Source organism: Pseudomonas sp. F8002 (assembly GCF_013385495.1).
Taxonomy (GTDB): Bacteria; Pseudomonadota; Gammaproteobacteria; order Pseudomonadales; family Pseudomonadaceae; genus Aquipseudomonas.
The window spans coordinates 43170-57349 of record NZ_JACAPW010000016.1; the positions used below are offsets into that span (position 1 = coordinate 43170).

Consider the following 14180-nt stretch of genomic DNA (forward strand, 5'->3'; position numbering starts at 1 on the left):
ATCAGCTCCTCAGGCCAGGGTGGGCAGCGGGCCCAGCTTGCCCTTGTGGTAGATCATCGGTGTGACCGGTTGCTCGGGCAGGATCAGGTTTTTCACCGCTCCGACGATGATCGCGTGATCGCCACCGTCGTATTCGCGCCACAACTCGCACTCGATGATCGCCGTGGCCTTGGCCAGCAGCGGATTGCCCAGTTCGCTCAAGTGCCACTCGATGCCCTTGGCCTTTTCCTTGCCCTTGCTGGCAAAGGCATAGGCTTCGGCGGTCTGGTCGGCGGACAGCAAATGAATCGCAAAGCGCTTGCTGTCGCGCAGGATCGGATAGGTGTCCGATGCATAGTTGGGGCAGAACAGGACCAGTGCCGGGTCGATCGACAGCGCACTGAATGCGCTGGCGGTGATGCCGACGATGCCGCCATCCGGGTCGAGGGTAGTGACGACCGTCACCCCGGACGGGAATGAACTCATGACGTCTTTGTAAATGCCGGGTTCGATCATGGTCGGGGTCTCTTAACGCATCACAAAAGGATCAGGCATGGGCGCCTGGGAAAGGTTGATCCACACCGTCTTCAGCTCGGTGTAAGCCAGTACCGAATCGATGCCACTTTCACGTCCATAGCCGCTGTTCTTGAAGCCGCCAATGGGCGCCATGGCCGAGACGGCGCGGTAGGTGTTGACCCAGATAATCCCCGAACGCACGTCGCGGGCCAGGCGGTGGGCACGACCGAGGTCGCGGGTCCAGATGCCGGCGGCGAGGCCGAACTGAGAGTCGTTGGCGATGGCCAGGGCTTCGGCTTCGTCCTTGAAACGGATGACCGAGGCCACCGGGCCGAACACTTCTTCCTGCATGATCTTCATCGAGTTGCGGTCGCACTCGAACAGGGTCGGCTCATAGAACCAGCCTTCGCCCAGGTTCTGCGGACGCTTGCCACCGGTACGCAGGCGCGCACCTTCAGCGATGGCATCCGCCACCAGGCCTTCGACCACGGCCAGTTGCTGTGCGGTGGCCATGGGGCCCATTTCACTGGCGTCGTCCTGCGGGTTGCCGATGCGAATGCGTTTGGCGCGCTCTACCAGGCGCTCGACGAATTCGTCGTAGATTTCATCCTGCACCAGCAGGCGCGAGCCAGACACACAGCTTTGCCCCGACGCCGCGTATATCCCGGCAATCGCACCATTGATGGCGCTGTCGAGGTCGGCATCGGCAAAGATGATGTTCGGTGACTTGCCGCCCAGTTCCAGCGACAGCTTGGCGAAGTTCTCGGCGCTGCTGCGTACTACGTGCCGCGCCGTGGCTGCGCCGCCGGTAAAGGCGATCTTGCGCACCAAAGGGTGGCGGGTGAGGGCGGCGCCGGTGCTTGGGCCGTAGCCAGTCACCACATTGACCACGCCCGGCGGAATGCCAGCCTCCAGGGCCAGGCGCGCCAGTTCGAGGATGGTCGCCGAGGCGTGCTCCGACGGTTTGATCACGATGGTATTACCCGCTGCCAGGGCCGGCGCGAGTTTGATCGCGGTCAAGTACAGCGGGCTGTTCCATGGAATGATCGCGGCCACCACGCCCATGGCTTCGTGCACGGTGTAGGCGAAGAGGTCCGGCTTGTCCAGCGGCAGGGTGCCGCCCTCAAGCTTGTCGGCCAGGCCTGCCGTGTAATGGAAGAACTCCGGCAGGTAACTGACCTGACCGCGTGTCTCGCGGATCAGCTTGCCATTGTCGCGGCTTTCGAGCTGTGCCAGTTGTTCCTTGTTTTCGGCAATCAAATCTCCCAGGCGGCGCAGCAGTTTGCCCCGCGCGGTAGCGGTGAGGCCACGCCAGGCCGGGCTGTCGAAGGCGCTTTGCGCGGCCTGCACGGCGCGCTCCACATCCGTCTCGTCGGCGTCGGGCAGTTGCGCCCAGGGTTCGGCCAGGGCCGGGTTGAGGCTGTCGAAAGTCTTGCCGGACAGGGCATCGACCCATTCACCGCCGATGCACATCTGGAAGCGTGCGAGTGTCATGCAACGATCCCCTTTATTGGATTTTTTTGGGTGTACACCGTGTCAAGAAAGCCCAGCAGCAGTTGGTTGACCAGCCGCGGCGATTCCACTGGCATCATATGCCGTTGCTCGGCCAGCACTGCAACCGTCGCACCGGGAATGCGATCGGCCAGTTGCCGGGCCATCTCCGGGGTCGAGCCCGGGTCGAGTTCGCCGGTGGCGACCAGGGTCGGCGCGCGCAAACCCTTGAGGTCGTCGGCGCGGTACATGTCCTGGGTCGCGAACAGCTCGTACGTGGTGAGGTAGCCCTGGGGGTCGTTGCCCGCCAGGGTTTCACGCAGCGCAGCGATCTGCGCCGGGTTGGCTGCCTGGTACTCGCGGCTGAACCAGCGTGACAGCGCGGCTTCGGCATTCGCATCCGGGCCGTGCTCGGCGGCCTGGGCAGTGCGTGCGATCACCCCGGCACGCTGTTCGGCGCTACGGTTGAACACACTGTTGAGCACCACCAGGCCTTGCAGGCGTTCGGGGTAATGCAAGGCAAACGCCCGCGCAACCAGGCCGCCCATGGAAAACCCGATCACCGTTGCCTGAGGCAATTGCAGGTGGTCGAGCAGTTCCAGCAACTGGTCGGCATACCCCAGCAGCGGGGTGCCGGCAGCCGGGCGCGGGCTGGCGCCATGGCCCAGCATGTCATAGGTGATCACGCGATAATTCGTGGCCAGGCCAACGACTTGCCCGCCCCACATTTCTTTATTCAGGCCCACGCCGTGGATCAAAACCACAGGCTGGCCTTGGCCGGTCGCCAGATAACTGGTGCCAGCCGGGGTGCGATCAGCGGTGAGCTGAATCATGGAGCGCTCCTGCATGTTTTTTGTTTGGGTGACCGGTCTTGCTTACTGGGCTTTCTCGGCTGCCAGCTCTTCCAGGTCGATGTAACGGTTGCCGATGCGTGGGTGCAGGCGGCCGCCGTCGGCACACCCAAGGACCACCACGATCTCGTCGGCACGCGGGGAATCTTCTATCTGCATTTCCAAGGTGATGTAGTGCGAGCGCAGCCCTTCGTCATCCTTGTGCATCATCGGGATTTGAATCGATGTGCCCGGGCCACCGCGCTTGTTGGTAAAACTCAGGTAGCTCTTGGCCTTGACCGCTTCGCGGTAGTGGTTGCCAAAGCGCAGGGTATGGATGATTGCCGAGGCGTGTTCGATTTCACCGTCGGCACCGACCACGGCGGCCTTGCCATAGGCTTCGATGTTGTCTGCACCACCGATAATGCCAATCAGGCGCTCCACCATCAGTGCGCCGAGATCCGAGCAGTTGGCACGGATTTCCGGTTTCAGGTCTTCGACAAAACCGCGACCCAGCCACGGGTTTTTCAGGACGACAGCCAGGCCCACCATAGTCACTGGCGTGTCGGAGGCCTTGCCGCCTTCAATAAAGGTTTCTTCTACATAGCTGACGATCTTGCGGATTTCAAAACTCATGACTGCTCCACCTGAGTGCTGATTGGTTTGTGTATGATGGTATACCATAATACCGCAAGCGCAAGAGCTGCAAGCAAACTGAAGATGGGTTCGCGCGATAAAAGGTCGAGCGGATGGCTTTTTCTGGTCTTGAGATCCCAGTGGCTCTTATGCAGGGCGGGGCCCCAGGACGGCTTTCAATCCCAAGAACAGGTCTATCAGGGGATAACGTTGCAGCTATTAGAGTTTTCTGCGAACGAGGCTAATCTTTGAAAACGTCACTAAAAGGTGTGCCAAGCATGTCAACTGAATCGAAATGCCCTTTCAACCACGCTGCGGGTGGCGGCACCACGAACCGAGACTGGTGGCCCCAGCAACTGAACCTGAAGATCCTGCATCAGCATTCCTCCCTCAGCGACCCCATGGGTGAGGGCTTCGATTACGCCAAGGCGTTCAAGAGCCTTGACTTCGAAGCGGTCAAGCAGGATTTGCGCGATGTCATGACGCAATCCCAGGACTGGTGGCCTGCGGACTTTGGCCATTACGGCCCGCTGTTCATTCGCATGGCCTGGCACAGCGCCGGGACCTACCGTACCGCCGACGGTCGCGGCGGTGCCGGTTCCGGTCAGCAGCGCTTTGCACCGCTCAACAGCTGGCCTGACAACGTCAGCCTGGATAAGGCCCGTCGCCTGATCTGGCCGGTCAAGCAAAAGTACGGCCGGCGGATTTCCTGGGCCGATTTGATCGTACTCACCGGTAACGTTGCGCTGGAATCCATGGGGTTCAAGACCTTCGGGTTCTCCGGCGGTCGCCCGGATGTCTGGGAGCCGGACGAGGACGTTTACTGGGGCGCCGAGACCACGTGGCTGGGGGGAGAAGAGCGTTACGGCGTGCAAAAGAAAATGCAGCAGCCGGGTGATGGTCCGTTGGTGGCTGAACCGCAGAACCATGGCAACGAAGAAAGCCGCACCGGAGGCGGTGAGCGCAACCTGGAAAATCCCCTCGCCGCTGTGCAGATGGGCTTGATCTACGTGAACCCGGAAGGGCCTGAAGGTGTTCCGGATCCGGTTGCCTCGGCGAAGGATATCCGTGAAACCTTCGGTCGCATGGCGATGAATGACGAAGAGACCGTAGCCCTGATCGCCGGCGGTCACGCCTTCGGCAAGACCCACGGCGCAGGTCCGGCGGATAACGTCGGCCCGGAGCCGGAAGCGGCTGGCCTGGAAGAGCAGGGGCTGGGCTGGAAAAACAGCTTCGGCAGCGGCAAGGGCGGTGACACCATCACCAGCGGGCTGGAGGTGACCTGGACTTCGACGCCGACAAGATGGAGCAATGAGTACCTCGAAAACCTCTTCGGCTTTGAATGGGAACTGACCAGGAGCCCGGCGGGCGCCCATCAGTGGACACCGAAGAGCGGTGCCGGCGCCGGCAAGGTTCCGGATGCGCATGACGCCGGCAGGCGGCATGCGCCGAGCATGCTGACCTCGGACCTGGCGCTGCGTTTCGATCCGGCGTACGAACAGATCTCCCGACGTTTCCTGGCCAACCCGGACCAACTGGCAGACGCCTTTGCCCGTGCCTGGTTCAAGCTTACCCACCGCGACATGGGCCCGCTTGCGCGTTATCTCGGCCCGGAAACCCCCGCGGAAGAGTTGCTGTGGCAGGACCCGATTCCTGCGGTCGATCATCCACTGGTGGATGAGCAGGATGTGGCGGCGCTCAAGCAAAAGATTCTCGCCGCCGGGCTGACGGTCTCGCAGCTGGTTTCGACGGCATGGGCAGCGGCGTCCACCTTCCGCGGCTCCGATAAACGCGGGGGAGCCAATGGCGGGCGCCTGCGCCTGGCTCCGCAGAAGGACTGGGCGGTCAACCAGCCTGAGCAACTGTCGGGCGTACTGAAGCGTCTCGAAGCTATTCAGGGCGACTTCAATGCCGCACAGACGGGAGGCAAAAGGATTTCCCTGGCCGATCTGATCGTGCTGGCGGGCAGCGTGGGGGTTGAGCTGGCGGCCAAAAATGCCGGCCGCCAGACCACGGTGCCTTTCACGGCAGGGCGCACGGATGCTTCCCAGGAGCAGACGGATGTCGAGTCGTTCGGTTTCCTTGAACCGGTCGCCGACGGCTTTCGCAACTACCAGAAGGGGCACTACAAGGTGTCGGCCGAAGCGTTGCTGATCGACAAGGCGCAACTGCTGACATTGACCGCACCCGAAATGACGGTGCTGTTGGGCGGACTGCGGGTCTTGGGTCTAAATGTCGGGGAAAGCAAGCACGGGGTGTTCACCGAGCGCCCGGGAACCCTGACCAATGACTTCTTCAGGAACCTGCTGGACATGGGCGTTGAATGGAAGCCAGTCACCGGCACCCACGATACCTTTGAGGCGCATGACCGCAAGACCGGTGCCGTCAAGTGGACGGGCACCCGGGTCGACCTGGTGTTCGGTTCGCATGCCCAGTTGAGGGCGCTGTCCGAGGTCTATGGCAGTGCCGACGCCGAGGAGAAGTTCGTCGAGGACTTCGTGGCGGCCTGGACCAAGGTGATGAATCTGGATCGCTTTGAACTGGCCTGACACTGGCGCCTGACGTTTACAGGCCCACGCTGTGGGCCTGTTCGCTAGCGGCCTGGGCTTATCCAGGTTTCCAGGTCCGTTGCGGTCATGGGCTTTGCTATCAGGTAGCCCTGCGCTTCGGAACATCCCCACTGTATCAAGAGGTCGAGGATTTCCTGGTTTTCTACGCCTTCGGCAACGACTCGGTAGCCGAGCCCTTTCGCCAGGCCTATCAGGGTTTTAACCAACTGCTTGTCATTTTGATTGCTGCCCAGCCCGCTGATCAATGATTGATCCAGCTTGACGGTAGTGGCCGGCAGTTCCTTCAGGTACGCCCAGTTGCTGTAGCCCGTGCCGAAATCATCAACCGCGACCTCTATGCCAATCTGCCGAACGCGCTGCAGTTGCCGGATGACTTCCTCAGGGTTGGTCATCAACATGCTTTCGGTAAACTCAAGTTCAAAGTCGGCAGGGTCAAGGTCATGCCGGTGAAGCTCATCAATCATCGCGTCCACGAACTCGGAGCTTTCCAGATCGCTGACGGTAATGTTCATCGCTATTCGCAGGCGCACGCCTTGTGCTTTCCAGGCTGCGGCTTGCCGGATGATTGCCTTGAGCACCCATAATCCAACGGACGGTATCAACGCGGTTTTTTCGGCCAGGGGGATGAACTCGGCAGGGCTGATGGGGCCAAGCAACGGATGGGTCCAGCGTAGCAATGCCTCTACCGAATCACAGCTTCCCGAGGGCAGTTTGACTTTGGGCTGATACACCAGGCTGAACTGTTTGTCGCAGCTGACCGCTTCCGGCAACGAACTCAGCAACATGAAAGCGCGTTGCTGAGCCGCATCAAACTGGGGTTCATAAAGAGACCAGCCCAGCTTGCGGTCACGCGCCTCATCTGCCGCACTCACCAGCAGGCGTAGCCAGTCTTGCGGGCCGGAATGGTGAATGGGCAGCACGCCAATCCCGACTTGCATGAGGATGGGGATGCCGTGGCATTCAACAGGCTTTTTGAAGTCCTTGAGAATACTTTCGCAGATGTGCTCGGTGGTTTGATTCTCCTCTAGGATGAAGCCAAACCGCGTCGGGCTGATTTTGTAAAGCAGGCACTGCGCGGGTAACAGGTTTTGCAGGCGAGATTTGATCGCCAGAACCAGGTCTCCGGCAAAGCTGTAGCCCAGGGCCTTTACAATATCGTTGAGAAACTTTGGCGAGATAATGTCAACTGCGTACACATGGCACGCGTTTTCAAGCTTAAGCGCTTGACGTATATCTTCCTCAAGCCTGAGTCGATTGAATAGCCCCGTGGGTTGGTCTACGAAGTTGCGGGACCGCATGCCCTGTATGCGCATCATGACCAGCTCGGCAAAGTCGTTGAGCATTGCACTGTCACGCTCGCTCATGGGAGGGCGGGGGACAGTATCAATGATGCAGAGACTTCCCAGGGTAAAGCCATCCTCCGTGATCAATGGCGCGCCCGCGTAATAACGAATATGCGGCGGCCCCGTGACCAGGGGATTGTCTTTGAAGCGGGCATCCAGCGTTGCGTCCGACACCTCCAGCAGGGCGTTGTCCAGGGTAGAGTAGGCGCAAAAAGACACTTCTCGCGGTGTCTGCGTTTCTGTAATTCCCACGCGTGCCCTGAACCATTGCCGGTGTTTATCGACAATTGAAATCAGTGCGATGGGGGCGTTGTAATAGGCAGACGCCATCTCGACGATCTTTTCAAATACATCATCACTATCGCTGTCGGTTGGACAAAATTTCGCGACCTCTTTTAGCCGTTCAATTTCATTCGGCGGAATAGGAGCGCCTTCGCCCATGACAATCCTCAAAGTGGTTATGTTCGTACAACAAGGTATCAGACAGTGCCATCATTATGATGTTGTTTTTCTATTCATCAGATAGCTCAAGGGTATGGCGTCCGGGTGATCTCTTCCTGCGTATCTCCCTAATTCTTGCGCCCTGCGGATGAATGTACGCGCGGGGCAGCGAAGTGGATGCACGGCATTAAAAATTTTTCCGGCATTTCCGCACTTCTAGTTCACCCGGGGCGCCGCCTTGATGGCCATGTACGCATCCTTGATGGGCTCAAAACCATATTTCTCTTCCAGCCGTTTCACGATGAAGTGCCCCCGCGCCATGTCCTGGTAGAAGTGGGTGAACAGCGTATTGATCGTCGCCCCGGTAAAGGCGCCCATCACCGGAACGGCCTGGGCTGCGAACTTGCTGGAAATGGTAAAGCCAAAACGTGTCGCGACTTTATCGATGAGGATCGCCAGCCATTTCCCGGCTTGGCCCGGGGACAAGCTGCTGATGGCCTTGGAGCCCTGCTTGGCGGCGATCCCCGCCAGTTCCTTGGACAGTTGTTGCATGGCCTGGGTGGTGAAGCTGCGGGTCATGTAGTAACCGGTCTCCGTTGCATCGTCGGCCTGGCTGGTGCCACCCATGGCAAACACCTCGATGCAGGCTTGTTTGGTCGAAAAGTCGCCCAGGTCGAAACCCTCGCTGCGCGCCACGTCGGCGACCGCGCGCATCATGATGGTGGTGGAGATCGGCAGCTCGATAAACAGCGCCGCGAAACCGAAGGCCCCGCCGATGGCGCCCGAGGTGGCCGCAAAAGCCTTGTGCAGCCGGGTCGAGGCCGGTTTTCTCGGACTGTTGTCCAGGCTTTTCAGCGCCGCGCCAGCGGATGAATGCAGCGCTGCCGCCACCGCGCCATTGATCCGTTTGGAAACCACCCCCGGCAATGCCTTTACCGCGCTTTCAATCGGGGAGCCGATCATGCCGGACAGCCTGGCCGTCAGGGAGGGTGACTCCAGCAAACCGACGGCCCGCTTGAGATCCTGATAGTCCTCGGGATTGTCTCTGATGCTCACAGGCGTCTCCTTGAAATTTTTCCGGCTTTGATAAAACAAAGACCCGCGAAGAGGGCCATCGTGCCGTCACGCTTTACCCATTCTTTACCTGCGCGGGTGCTGCGTTCGCCGGCGGGTCGGTTAGGCTGCCAGTTACCTTGAACTGAACGGCGGTGTGAATCGAATGAACCTTCAACCTCGGTACTGGCTGGTGGTGAGCGCCCTGGTGGGCAGCCTGGGATTGATTGCGGGGTGTGCGGGCGATCCGCCCAACCCGCGGGCCGAATTCAGCGAGCGGGTCAACAAGGAACTGAGCACCGCGTATCAACCGTCCCATTATGAAACGTCCGGCTGGGGCGCGACCTGGCAGCTCGACAAGCAATCGGTGAACGTTGCGTGGCTGGCACCGGTGACCCATGAGCGCCTGCCGCTGATTATCTACTTGCCGGGGTTGGGTGAGCCGGCCTCGGGCGGGGTGGCGTGGCGCAAGGCTTGGGCGCAGGCCGGTTATGCGGTGTTGTCGGTTCAGGAGCCCGCCCATGATCAGTCGATCTTTGCCTCGCAGCAGGCGGTATATGGTGACTTTCGCGGGATGGCGAGCAGTCATTACTCCGCCGCCGCCCTGCGTGACAGGCTGTCGACCTTGCAGAAAGTCCTGCGCGAAGTTCGGGCACGGGCCGCCAAAGGCGACGCGCAACTGGCGGCCATCGACTGGAACCAGGTGGTGGTGGCCGGCTTTGATTTTGGCGCGCAGACCGCTGAGGCACTCGCCGGGGCGCTGGAGCCCGGGGCCACCCCGGGCGTCGGGATTCAACCCAAGGCGGTGTTGCTGCTCAGCCCTTATGTGGACGCCGATGCCCGGCCGGACGTGTTTGCCCGGATAACGGCGCCCGTGCTGTCGATGACCGGCCAGCAGGATGAAGACCCGTTCAACTGGGTCAGCTCTTACCGTCAGCGAGAGGTGTTGGGCGAGTCGGTGACAGCGGCGGGCAGTGTTCAGCTGGAGTTGAACAGTGCGACGCACAAGACCTTGTCCGGCAGCGAGCTGTTCAGCCGGCCGGCGAAAAGGGCCGACAACGGCAGTGCTTCGTCTGGCGACGCGCCCAAGGGTCGAGGGCACAAGCACGGCGCCAAACCTGGCGGCGGCCCGATGGCGGGCGAACCGGCGCCGGACCCCAAGCAGGTGGCCGCGATTCAGGCCATGGGTGTGGCGTTCCTGGATAGCCGGGTCAAACACAATCCCGCCGCCACCGAATGGTTGCAACAGGGCGCGTCAACCTGGCTGGGTGAGGCGGGACGGTTGAAATAATGGCGGCGGGCTTCCCCCCGCCAAGCGTGATGTATTAGTTTCTCAAACGTCATCAACCATCTTTTTCCGGCGTGATACGCTAGCCTTACTTTTGAATTGGCACTGGTCGTTCCCGCGTATACGGCGACAGTGAGGAGTGAACATGTCGAAAATTTCCCACCAGGATCTACGGCGCTCGTTTCGCGAGCTGCTGGCCTCCCAACACTGCTTTCACACCGCCTCGGTGTTCGACCCGATGTCCGCCAGGATCGCTGCAGACCTGGGCTTCGAAGTCGGCATCCTGGGAGGCTCGGTGGCGTCATTACAGGTCCTGGCTGCACCGGACTTCGCGCTGATTACCCTGAGTGAGTTCGTCGAGCAGGCCACCCGCATCGGCCGGGTGGCGCAGCTTCCGGTGATCGCCGACGCCGACCACGGCTACGGAAATGCACTGAACGTGATGCGCACCGTCCAGGAACTGGAGCGTGCTGGCGTCTCGGCGCTGACCATTGAAGATACCCTGCTGCCCGCGCAGTTCGGGCGCAAATCCACCGATCTCATCAGCACCGAAGAGGGCGTGGGCAAGGTCAAGGCAGCCCTGGAGGCCCGGGTCGATCCGCAGCTTTCGATCATCGCCCGGACCAACGCCGCCGTATTGCCGGTGGAAGACGTTATCCATCGCACCAAGGCGTATCAAGAGGCTGGCGCAGACGGCATCTGCATGGTGGGTGTCCGTGACTTCGACCACCTTGAACAGATCGCCGAAGGCCTGACGGTGCCGTTGATGCTGGTGACCTACGCCAACCCGCATCTCAATGACAACGAACGCCTGGCCAAACTGGGTGTGCGGATTGTGGTTGCCGGCCACGGCGCGTACTTCGCCTCGATCAAGGCCACCTACGACAGCCTTCGCGAACAGCGCAACCTGACGCGCAGCACGTCAAACCTGACCGCCAGCGAACTGACCCACACCTACACGTTCCCCGACACCTACGTGAGCTGGGCCAAAGAGTTCATGGATGTTCAAGAGTGACATGACCCTGCAGGAGCGAGCTTGATCGCTCCTGCAGAAGCTCTAAGCTAATTCCATAAAATTATTTATTTTATTTTTTATAGATCAATATCATCTAACTGAGTTGACCCTTGGAGAGCCGGAGTCCGCGCTGTTCAAGTCTTATCCGCTCAGGAATCTATAAAAATGAACACGCTGAAACTGGCCCGCAACCTCCTCTCGGCCGTGGGCCTCGCTGTCCTCTCCCTAAGCGCTCAATCCGCTGACCTCACCATCGGCTACATCAACGGCATCGACCCGATCAAACGCGCCATCGCCGATGGCGAATATGAAAAAGGTATCGGCCAGAAGATCGATTGGCGCAGATTCGACGCGGGCCCGGCCGTCCTGGCCGCCATGGCTTCCGGTGATGTGCAGATCGGCAACCTGGGTTCCAGCCCGTTGGCCGCGGCGGCTTCGCGAAACATGCCGCTGGTGGCGTTCATTGTCAGCGCGCAGATTCGCAGTTCCGAGGCCCTGGTGGTTCGCGACGGCAGCGGGATCAAGACCCCTGATGACCTGATCGGCAAAACCATCGCCGTGCCCTTTGTGTCGACCTCCCATTACAGCCTGCTGGGCGCGCTGAAGCACTGGAACCTGGACCCGCGCAAAGTCAACATCGTCAACCTGACACCGGCACAAATCACCGCCGCCTGGGCCCGCGGCGATATCGACGGGGCGTTTACCTGGTCGCCTGCCCTGGGTGAAATCCGCAAGACCGGCAAGATCCTCACGGATGCTGCCGAAGTTTCCAACTGGGGCGCCCCGACCTTTGAGGTGTGGGTAGCGCGCAAGGATTTCGCTGAAAAGAATCCGAAGGTCGTTGCCGATTTTGCCAGGGTCAGCCTGGCGGCGATTGCCGATTACGCCGCGCATAAAAAAGACTGGACCGCTGATTCTGCCTCCGTGAAGAGCATCGCCCGGCTCACAGGCGCCAACGCTGCGGACATTCCCGAGCTGCTCGAAGGCTCGTCGTTCCCGACGGCCGCCGAACAAAAAAGCGCGCAATACCTCGCCGGTGGCACCGCCAGGGAAATCGGCAAGACCGCCGAATTTCTGAAAGAGCAGGGAAAAATCGAAAAGGTCCTGCCTGACTATTCCGCCTTCGTCAGCGACAAGTTCATCGGAGAATAATCATGGGCCTGACGCTTCATCCCCTTGGCCCTACCATCGGCGCCGAGGTTGAGGGGCTGGATATGGCCCTGCCTCTGACGGATCAACAACACGACTGGGTGGAGCAAGCACTGCTGCAGCACCAGGTGTTGTTCTTCCGTAACCAGGCCATTACCCCCGGGCAGCACGTGGCATTTGCCGCGCGGTTTGGTGATTTGCACCGGCATCCGATTTACCCGCACGTTGACCGGCACCCGGAACTGCTGCTGATCGACACCGCCGTGACCGATCTCCGCGACAACGCCATCTGGCACACCGATGTGACCTTCCTCGCCGCACCGGCGATGGGCTCTGTGTTGGCGGCCAGGCAAGTGCCTGCGTTCGGCGGGGATACGTTGTGGGCCAATGGCGTGGCTGCGTTTGAAGGGTTATCGGCCCCCGTCAGGCAACTGCTCGACGGCCTGACCGCCACCCACGAATTGACCAAATCATTTCCCACCGAGCGCTTCGGCAGCACGCCCGAAGCATTGGCGCGCTACGAAAAAGCCCGGAAGGATCACCCGCCGCTGTCACACCCGGTGGTCAGGACGCATCCTGCCACCGGGCGCAAGGCGTTGTTTGTGAATGAAGGCTTTACCACGCGGATCAATGAGCTTGAGGCGGCGGAAAGTGATGCGTTGTTGCGGTTATTGTTCAGCCACGTGAGCCGTCCGGAATTCACCGTGCGTTGGCGATGGAAGGCGAATGATGTAGCGTTCTGGGATAACCGCATTACCCAGCATTACGCGATTGATGATTACCGACCGCAAAGGCGGGTGATGCACCGCGCGACGATGTTGGGCGACGTGCCTTTTTGATGGAGGATCGGTCGATGGATTTGCCCTTGGTGATCAACCCTGACGACTATCTGGAAACCGAGTTCGGCAGGGAATTCACGCCTGAACGAAATCGACAGGCATGGCAGCTCGCGTATGCGCGGTTGAGGCACGAGCTGTCACAGGCGGCAAAGGGCACTCACGTGTACGTGGTCATGGGCGTGCAGGGGGCGGGCAAGTCTCGCTGGGTGGCGGAAAACCTTGAGCGATTGGGGCACGGCGCAATCGTCTTCGATGCTGCTTTGCCGGCGCGGCGTCATCGGCAGGAGCTGCTGTCCATCGCGAGGGAATATGCAGTCCCGGTGATCGGCATCCTGGTGAGCGCACCGCTGGAGCTGGCGTTGTCGCGAAATGCCCAACGCAATGCCGACAAAAAGGTGCCGGAGGACGCGCTGAAAAGCGTGTTCAGCATGCTCGAGCCACCCAGTGAAGACGAAGGATTCGTGTGGGTGCAAACCATTGAACAGCAGGCGCCGCTGCCCACAACCCTGCAAACTGACCGGATGACCCTGGTTGCGCCCGACGTGGCGCTCGCTGAAAAACTCGCCGATGCCTTGAACGCCAGCTACGCACTGCACCGCCGGTTTCTCGTATGGAGCAAGCCGCACTGGACGCGGGAGGACACGCAGGAAAGCCTGCAGCGCGCGGCAAAAGACTTCGATGCGCCTGTCGGGGAGAAACGGTATTTCCTGTTATCTCGCGACGATCCCCAGGCATTGGTGGGCTGTATCGGCCTGCTGCCGCTGGCCGATGAGATTCACAGCTACGAAGTTGGCTATTGGGGCAATCAGGCACACGCCGGTCATGGGCTGATGAGGGAGGCATTGAACGCTCTGGTTTCGCAGTTGAGCGGGCACACACTGCGCCTGACCACTTCTTCGGCGAACATATCCAGTCAACGATTGGCTGAGGCAACGGGGTTTGAATGGGTGGAAACCCTTCAAGGCGCGCGGCGCTGCGAGTACTTCGGCGTACGCGATACGCTGGTTTACCGCCGGACCGCGCGCTGACA

Annotated in this window: 12 protein-coding genes; 6 read left to right on the plus strand and 6 right to left on the minus strand. The window is 60.6% G+C overall.

The annotated features are described in order from the left end of the window. Nucleotides 1–9: 9 nt before the first annotated feature. From HX811_RS14395 to HX811_RS14410, 4 genes are read right to left on the minus strand one after another with little or no spacing between them, the layout of a single operon-like run. Nucleotides 10–495, minus strand: a complete 486-nt coding sequence (locus HX811_RS14395; RefSeq protein ID WP_010567340.1) for a flavin reductase family protein — start codon at nt 493–495, stop codon at nt 10–12. A gap of 12 nt (nt 496–507) precedes the next feature. Further along, complete coding sequence (locus HX811_RS14400; protein WP_087694300.1) at nt 508–1989, minus strand: aldehyde dehydrogenase; 1482 nt, start codon at nt 1987–1989, stop codon at nt 508–510. Beyond that, nucleotides 1986–2819: an alpha/beta fold hydrolase gene (locus HX811_RS14405; RefSeq protein ID WP_102368700.1), complete on the minus strand. Its 834-nt coding sequence runs from the start codon at nt 2817–2819 to the stop codon at nt 1986–1988. Before HX811_RS14405 ends, HX811_RS14400 begins: the two co-directional genes overlap by 4 nt. Nucleotides 2820–2861: 42 nt before the next feature. Further along, on the minus strand, nt 2862–3452 hold the full coding sequence (locus HX811_RS14410) for an amino acid synthesis family protein (RefSeq protein ID WP_087694298.1): 591 nt from the start codon (nt 3450–3452) through the stop codon (nt 2862–2864). A gap of 278 nt (nt 3453–3730) precedes the next feature. Between HX811_RS14410 and katG the strand changes: the two genes are divergently transcribed. After that, nucleotides 3731–6001 (plus strand): catalase/peroxidase HPI, encoded by a 2271-nt coding sequence (gene katG / locus HX811_RS14415; protein WP_177046324.1) that lies wholly within the window; start codon nt 3731–3733, stop codon nt 5999–6001. 44 nt (nt 6002–6045) lie between these two features. On the opposite strand, the gene HX811_RS14420 is transcribed toward katG, so the two are convergent. Then, nucleotides 6046–7806, minus strand: coding sequence for an EAL domain-containing protein (locus tag HX811_RS14420; RefSeq protein ID WP_177046327.1), 1761 nt, complete (start codon nt 7804–7806; stop codon nt 6046–6048). Between the two features lie 216 nt (nt 7807–8022). Then, on the minus strand, nt 8023–8862 hold the full coding sequence (locus HX811_RS14425) for an EcsC family protein (RefSeq protein ID WP_003208925.1): 840 nt from the start codon (nt 8860–8862) through the stop codon (nt 8023–8025). A 163-nt stretch (nt 8863–9025) separates the two neighbouring features. Between HX811_RS14425 and HX811_RS14430 the strand changes: the two genes are divergently transcribed. The 5 genes from HX811_RS14430 to HX811_RS14450 all read left to right on the plus strand — a co-directional run bounded on the left by HX811_RS14430 (nt 9026) and on the right by HX811_RS14450 (nt 14178). After that, on the plus strand, nt 9026–10150 hold the full coding sequence (locus HX811_RS14430; protein ID WP_177046329.1) for an alpha/beta hydrolase: 1125 nt from the start codon (nt 9026–9028) through the stop codon (nt 10148–10150). A 142-nt stretch (nt 10151–10292) separates the two neighbouring features. Next, complete coding sequence (locus HX811_RS14435; RefSeq protein ID WP_003208921.1) at nt 10293–11162, plus strand: oxaloacetate decarboxylase; 870 nt, start codon at nt 10293–10295, stop codon at nt 11160–11162. A gap of 165 nt (nt 11163–11327) precedes the next feature. Then, nucleotides 11328–12314, plus strand: a complete 987-nt coding sequence (gene tauA, locus HX811_RS14440) for a taurine ABC transporter substrate-binding protein (RefSeq protein WP_177046331.1) — start codon at nt 11328–11330, stop codon at nt 12312–12314. Nucleotides 12315–12316: 2 nt separating this feature from the next. After that, nucleotides 12317–13150: a taurine dioxygenase gene (tauD, locus tag HX811_RS14445; RefSeq protein WP_177046333.1), complete on the plus strand. Its 834-nt coding sequence runs from the start codon at nt 12317–12319 to the stop codon at nt 13148–13150. Between the two features lie 14 nt (nt 13151–13164). Beyond that, nucleotides 13165–14178: a GNAT family N-acetyltransferase gene (locus HX811_RS14450; RefSeq protein WP_177046336.1), complete on the plus strand. Its 1014-nt coding sequence runs from the start codon at nt 13165–13167 to the stop codon at nt 14176–14178. The last annotated feature ends 2 nt before the right edge of the window (nt 14179–14180 follow it).

What these genes read in the sequence shown, in the direction of transcription:
- katG (WP_177046324.1), top strand. Translation starts at nt 3,731, where the DNA reads ATGTCAACTGAATCGAAATGCCCTTTCAACCACGCTGCGGGTGGCGGC.
- HX811_RS14450 (WP_177046336.1), top strand. Translation starts at nt 13,165, where the DNA reads ATGGATTTGCCCTTGGTGATCAACCCTGACGACTATCTGGAAACCGAG.
- HX811_RS14405 (WP_102368700.1), bottom strand. Translation starts at nt 2,819, where the DNA reads ATGATTCAGCTCACCGCTGATCGCACCCCGGCTGGCACCAGTTATCTG.
- tauD (WP_177046333.1), top strand. Translation starts at nt 12,317, where the DNA reads ATGGGCCTGACGCTTCATCCCCTTGGCCCTACCATCGGCGCCGAGGTT.
- HX811_RS14435 (WP_003208921.1), top strand. Translation starts at nt 10,293, where the DNA reads ATGTCGAAAATTTCCCACCAGGATCTACGGCGCTCGTTTCGCGAGCTG.
- HX811_RS14400 (WP_087694300.1), bottom strand. Translation starts at nt 1,989, where the DNA reads ATGACACTCGCACGCTTCCAGATGTGCATCGGCGGTGAATGGGTCGAT.
- HX811_RS14410 (WP_087694298.1), bottom strand. Translation starts at nt 3,452, where the DNA reads ATGAGTTTTGAAATCCGCAAGATCGTCAGCTATGTAGAAGAAACCTTT.
- HX811_RS14395 (WP_010567340.1), bottom strand. Translation starts at nt 495, where the DNA reads ATGATCGAACCCGGCATTTACAAAGACGTCATGAGTTCATTCCCGTCC.
- HX811_RS14430 (WP_177046329.1), top strand. Translation starts at nt 9,026, where the DNA reads ATGAACCTTCAACCTCGGTACTGGCTGGTGGTGAGCGCCCTGGTGGGC.
- tauA (WP_177046331.1), top strand. Translation starts at nt 11,328, where the DNA reads ATGAACACGCTGAAACTGGCCCGCAACCTCCTCTCGGCCGTGGGCCTC.
- HX811_RS14420 (WP_177046327.1), bottom strand. Translation starts at nt 7,806, where the DNA reads ATGGGCGAAGGCGCTCCTATTCCGCCGAATGAAATTGAACGGCTAAAA.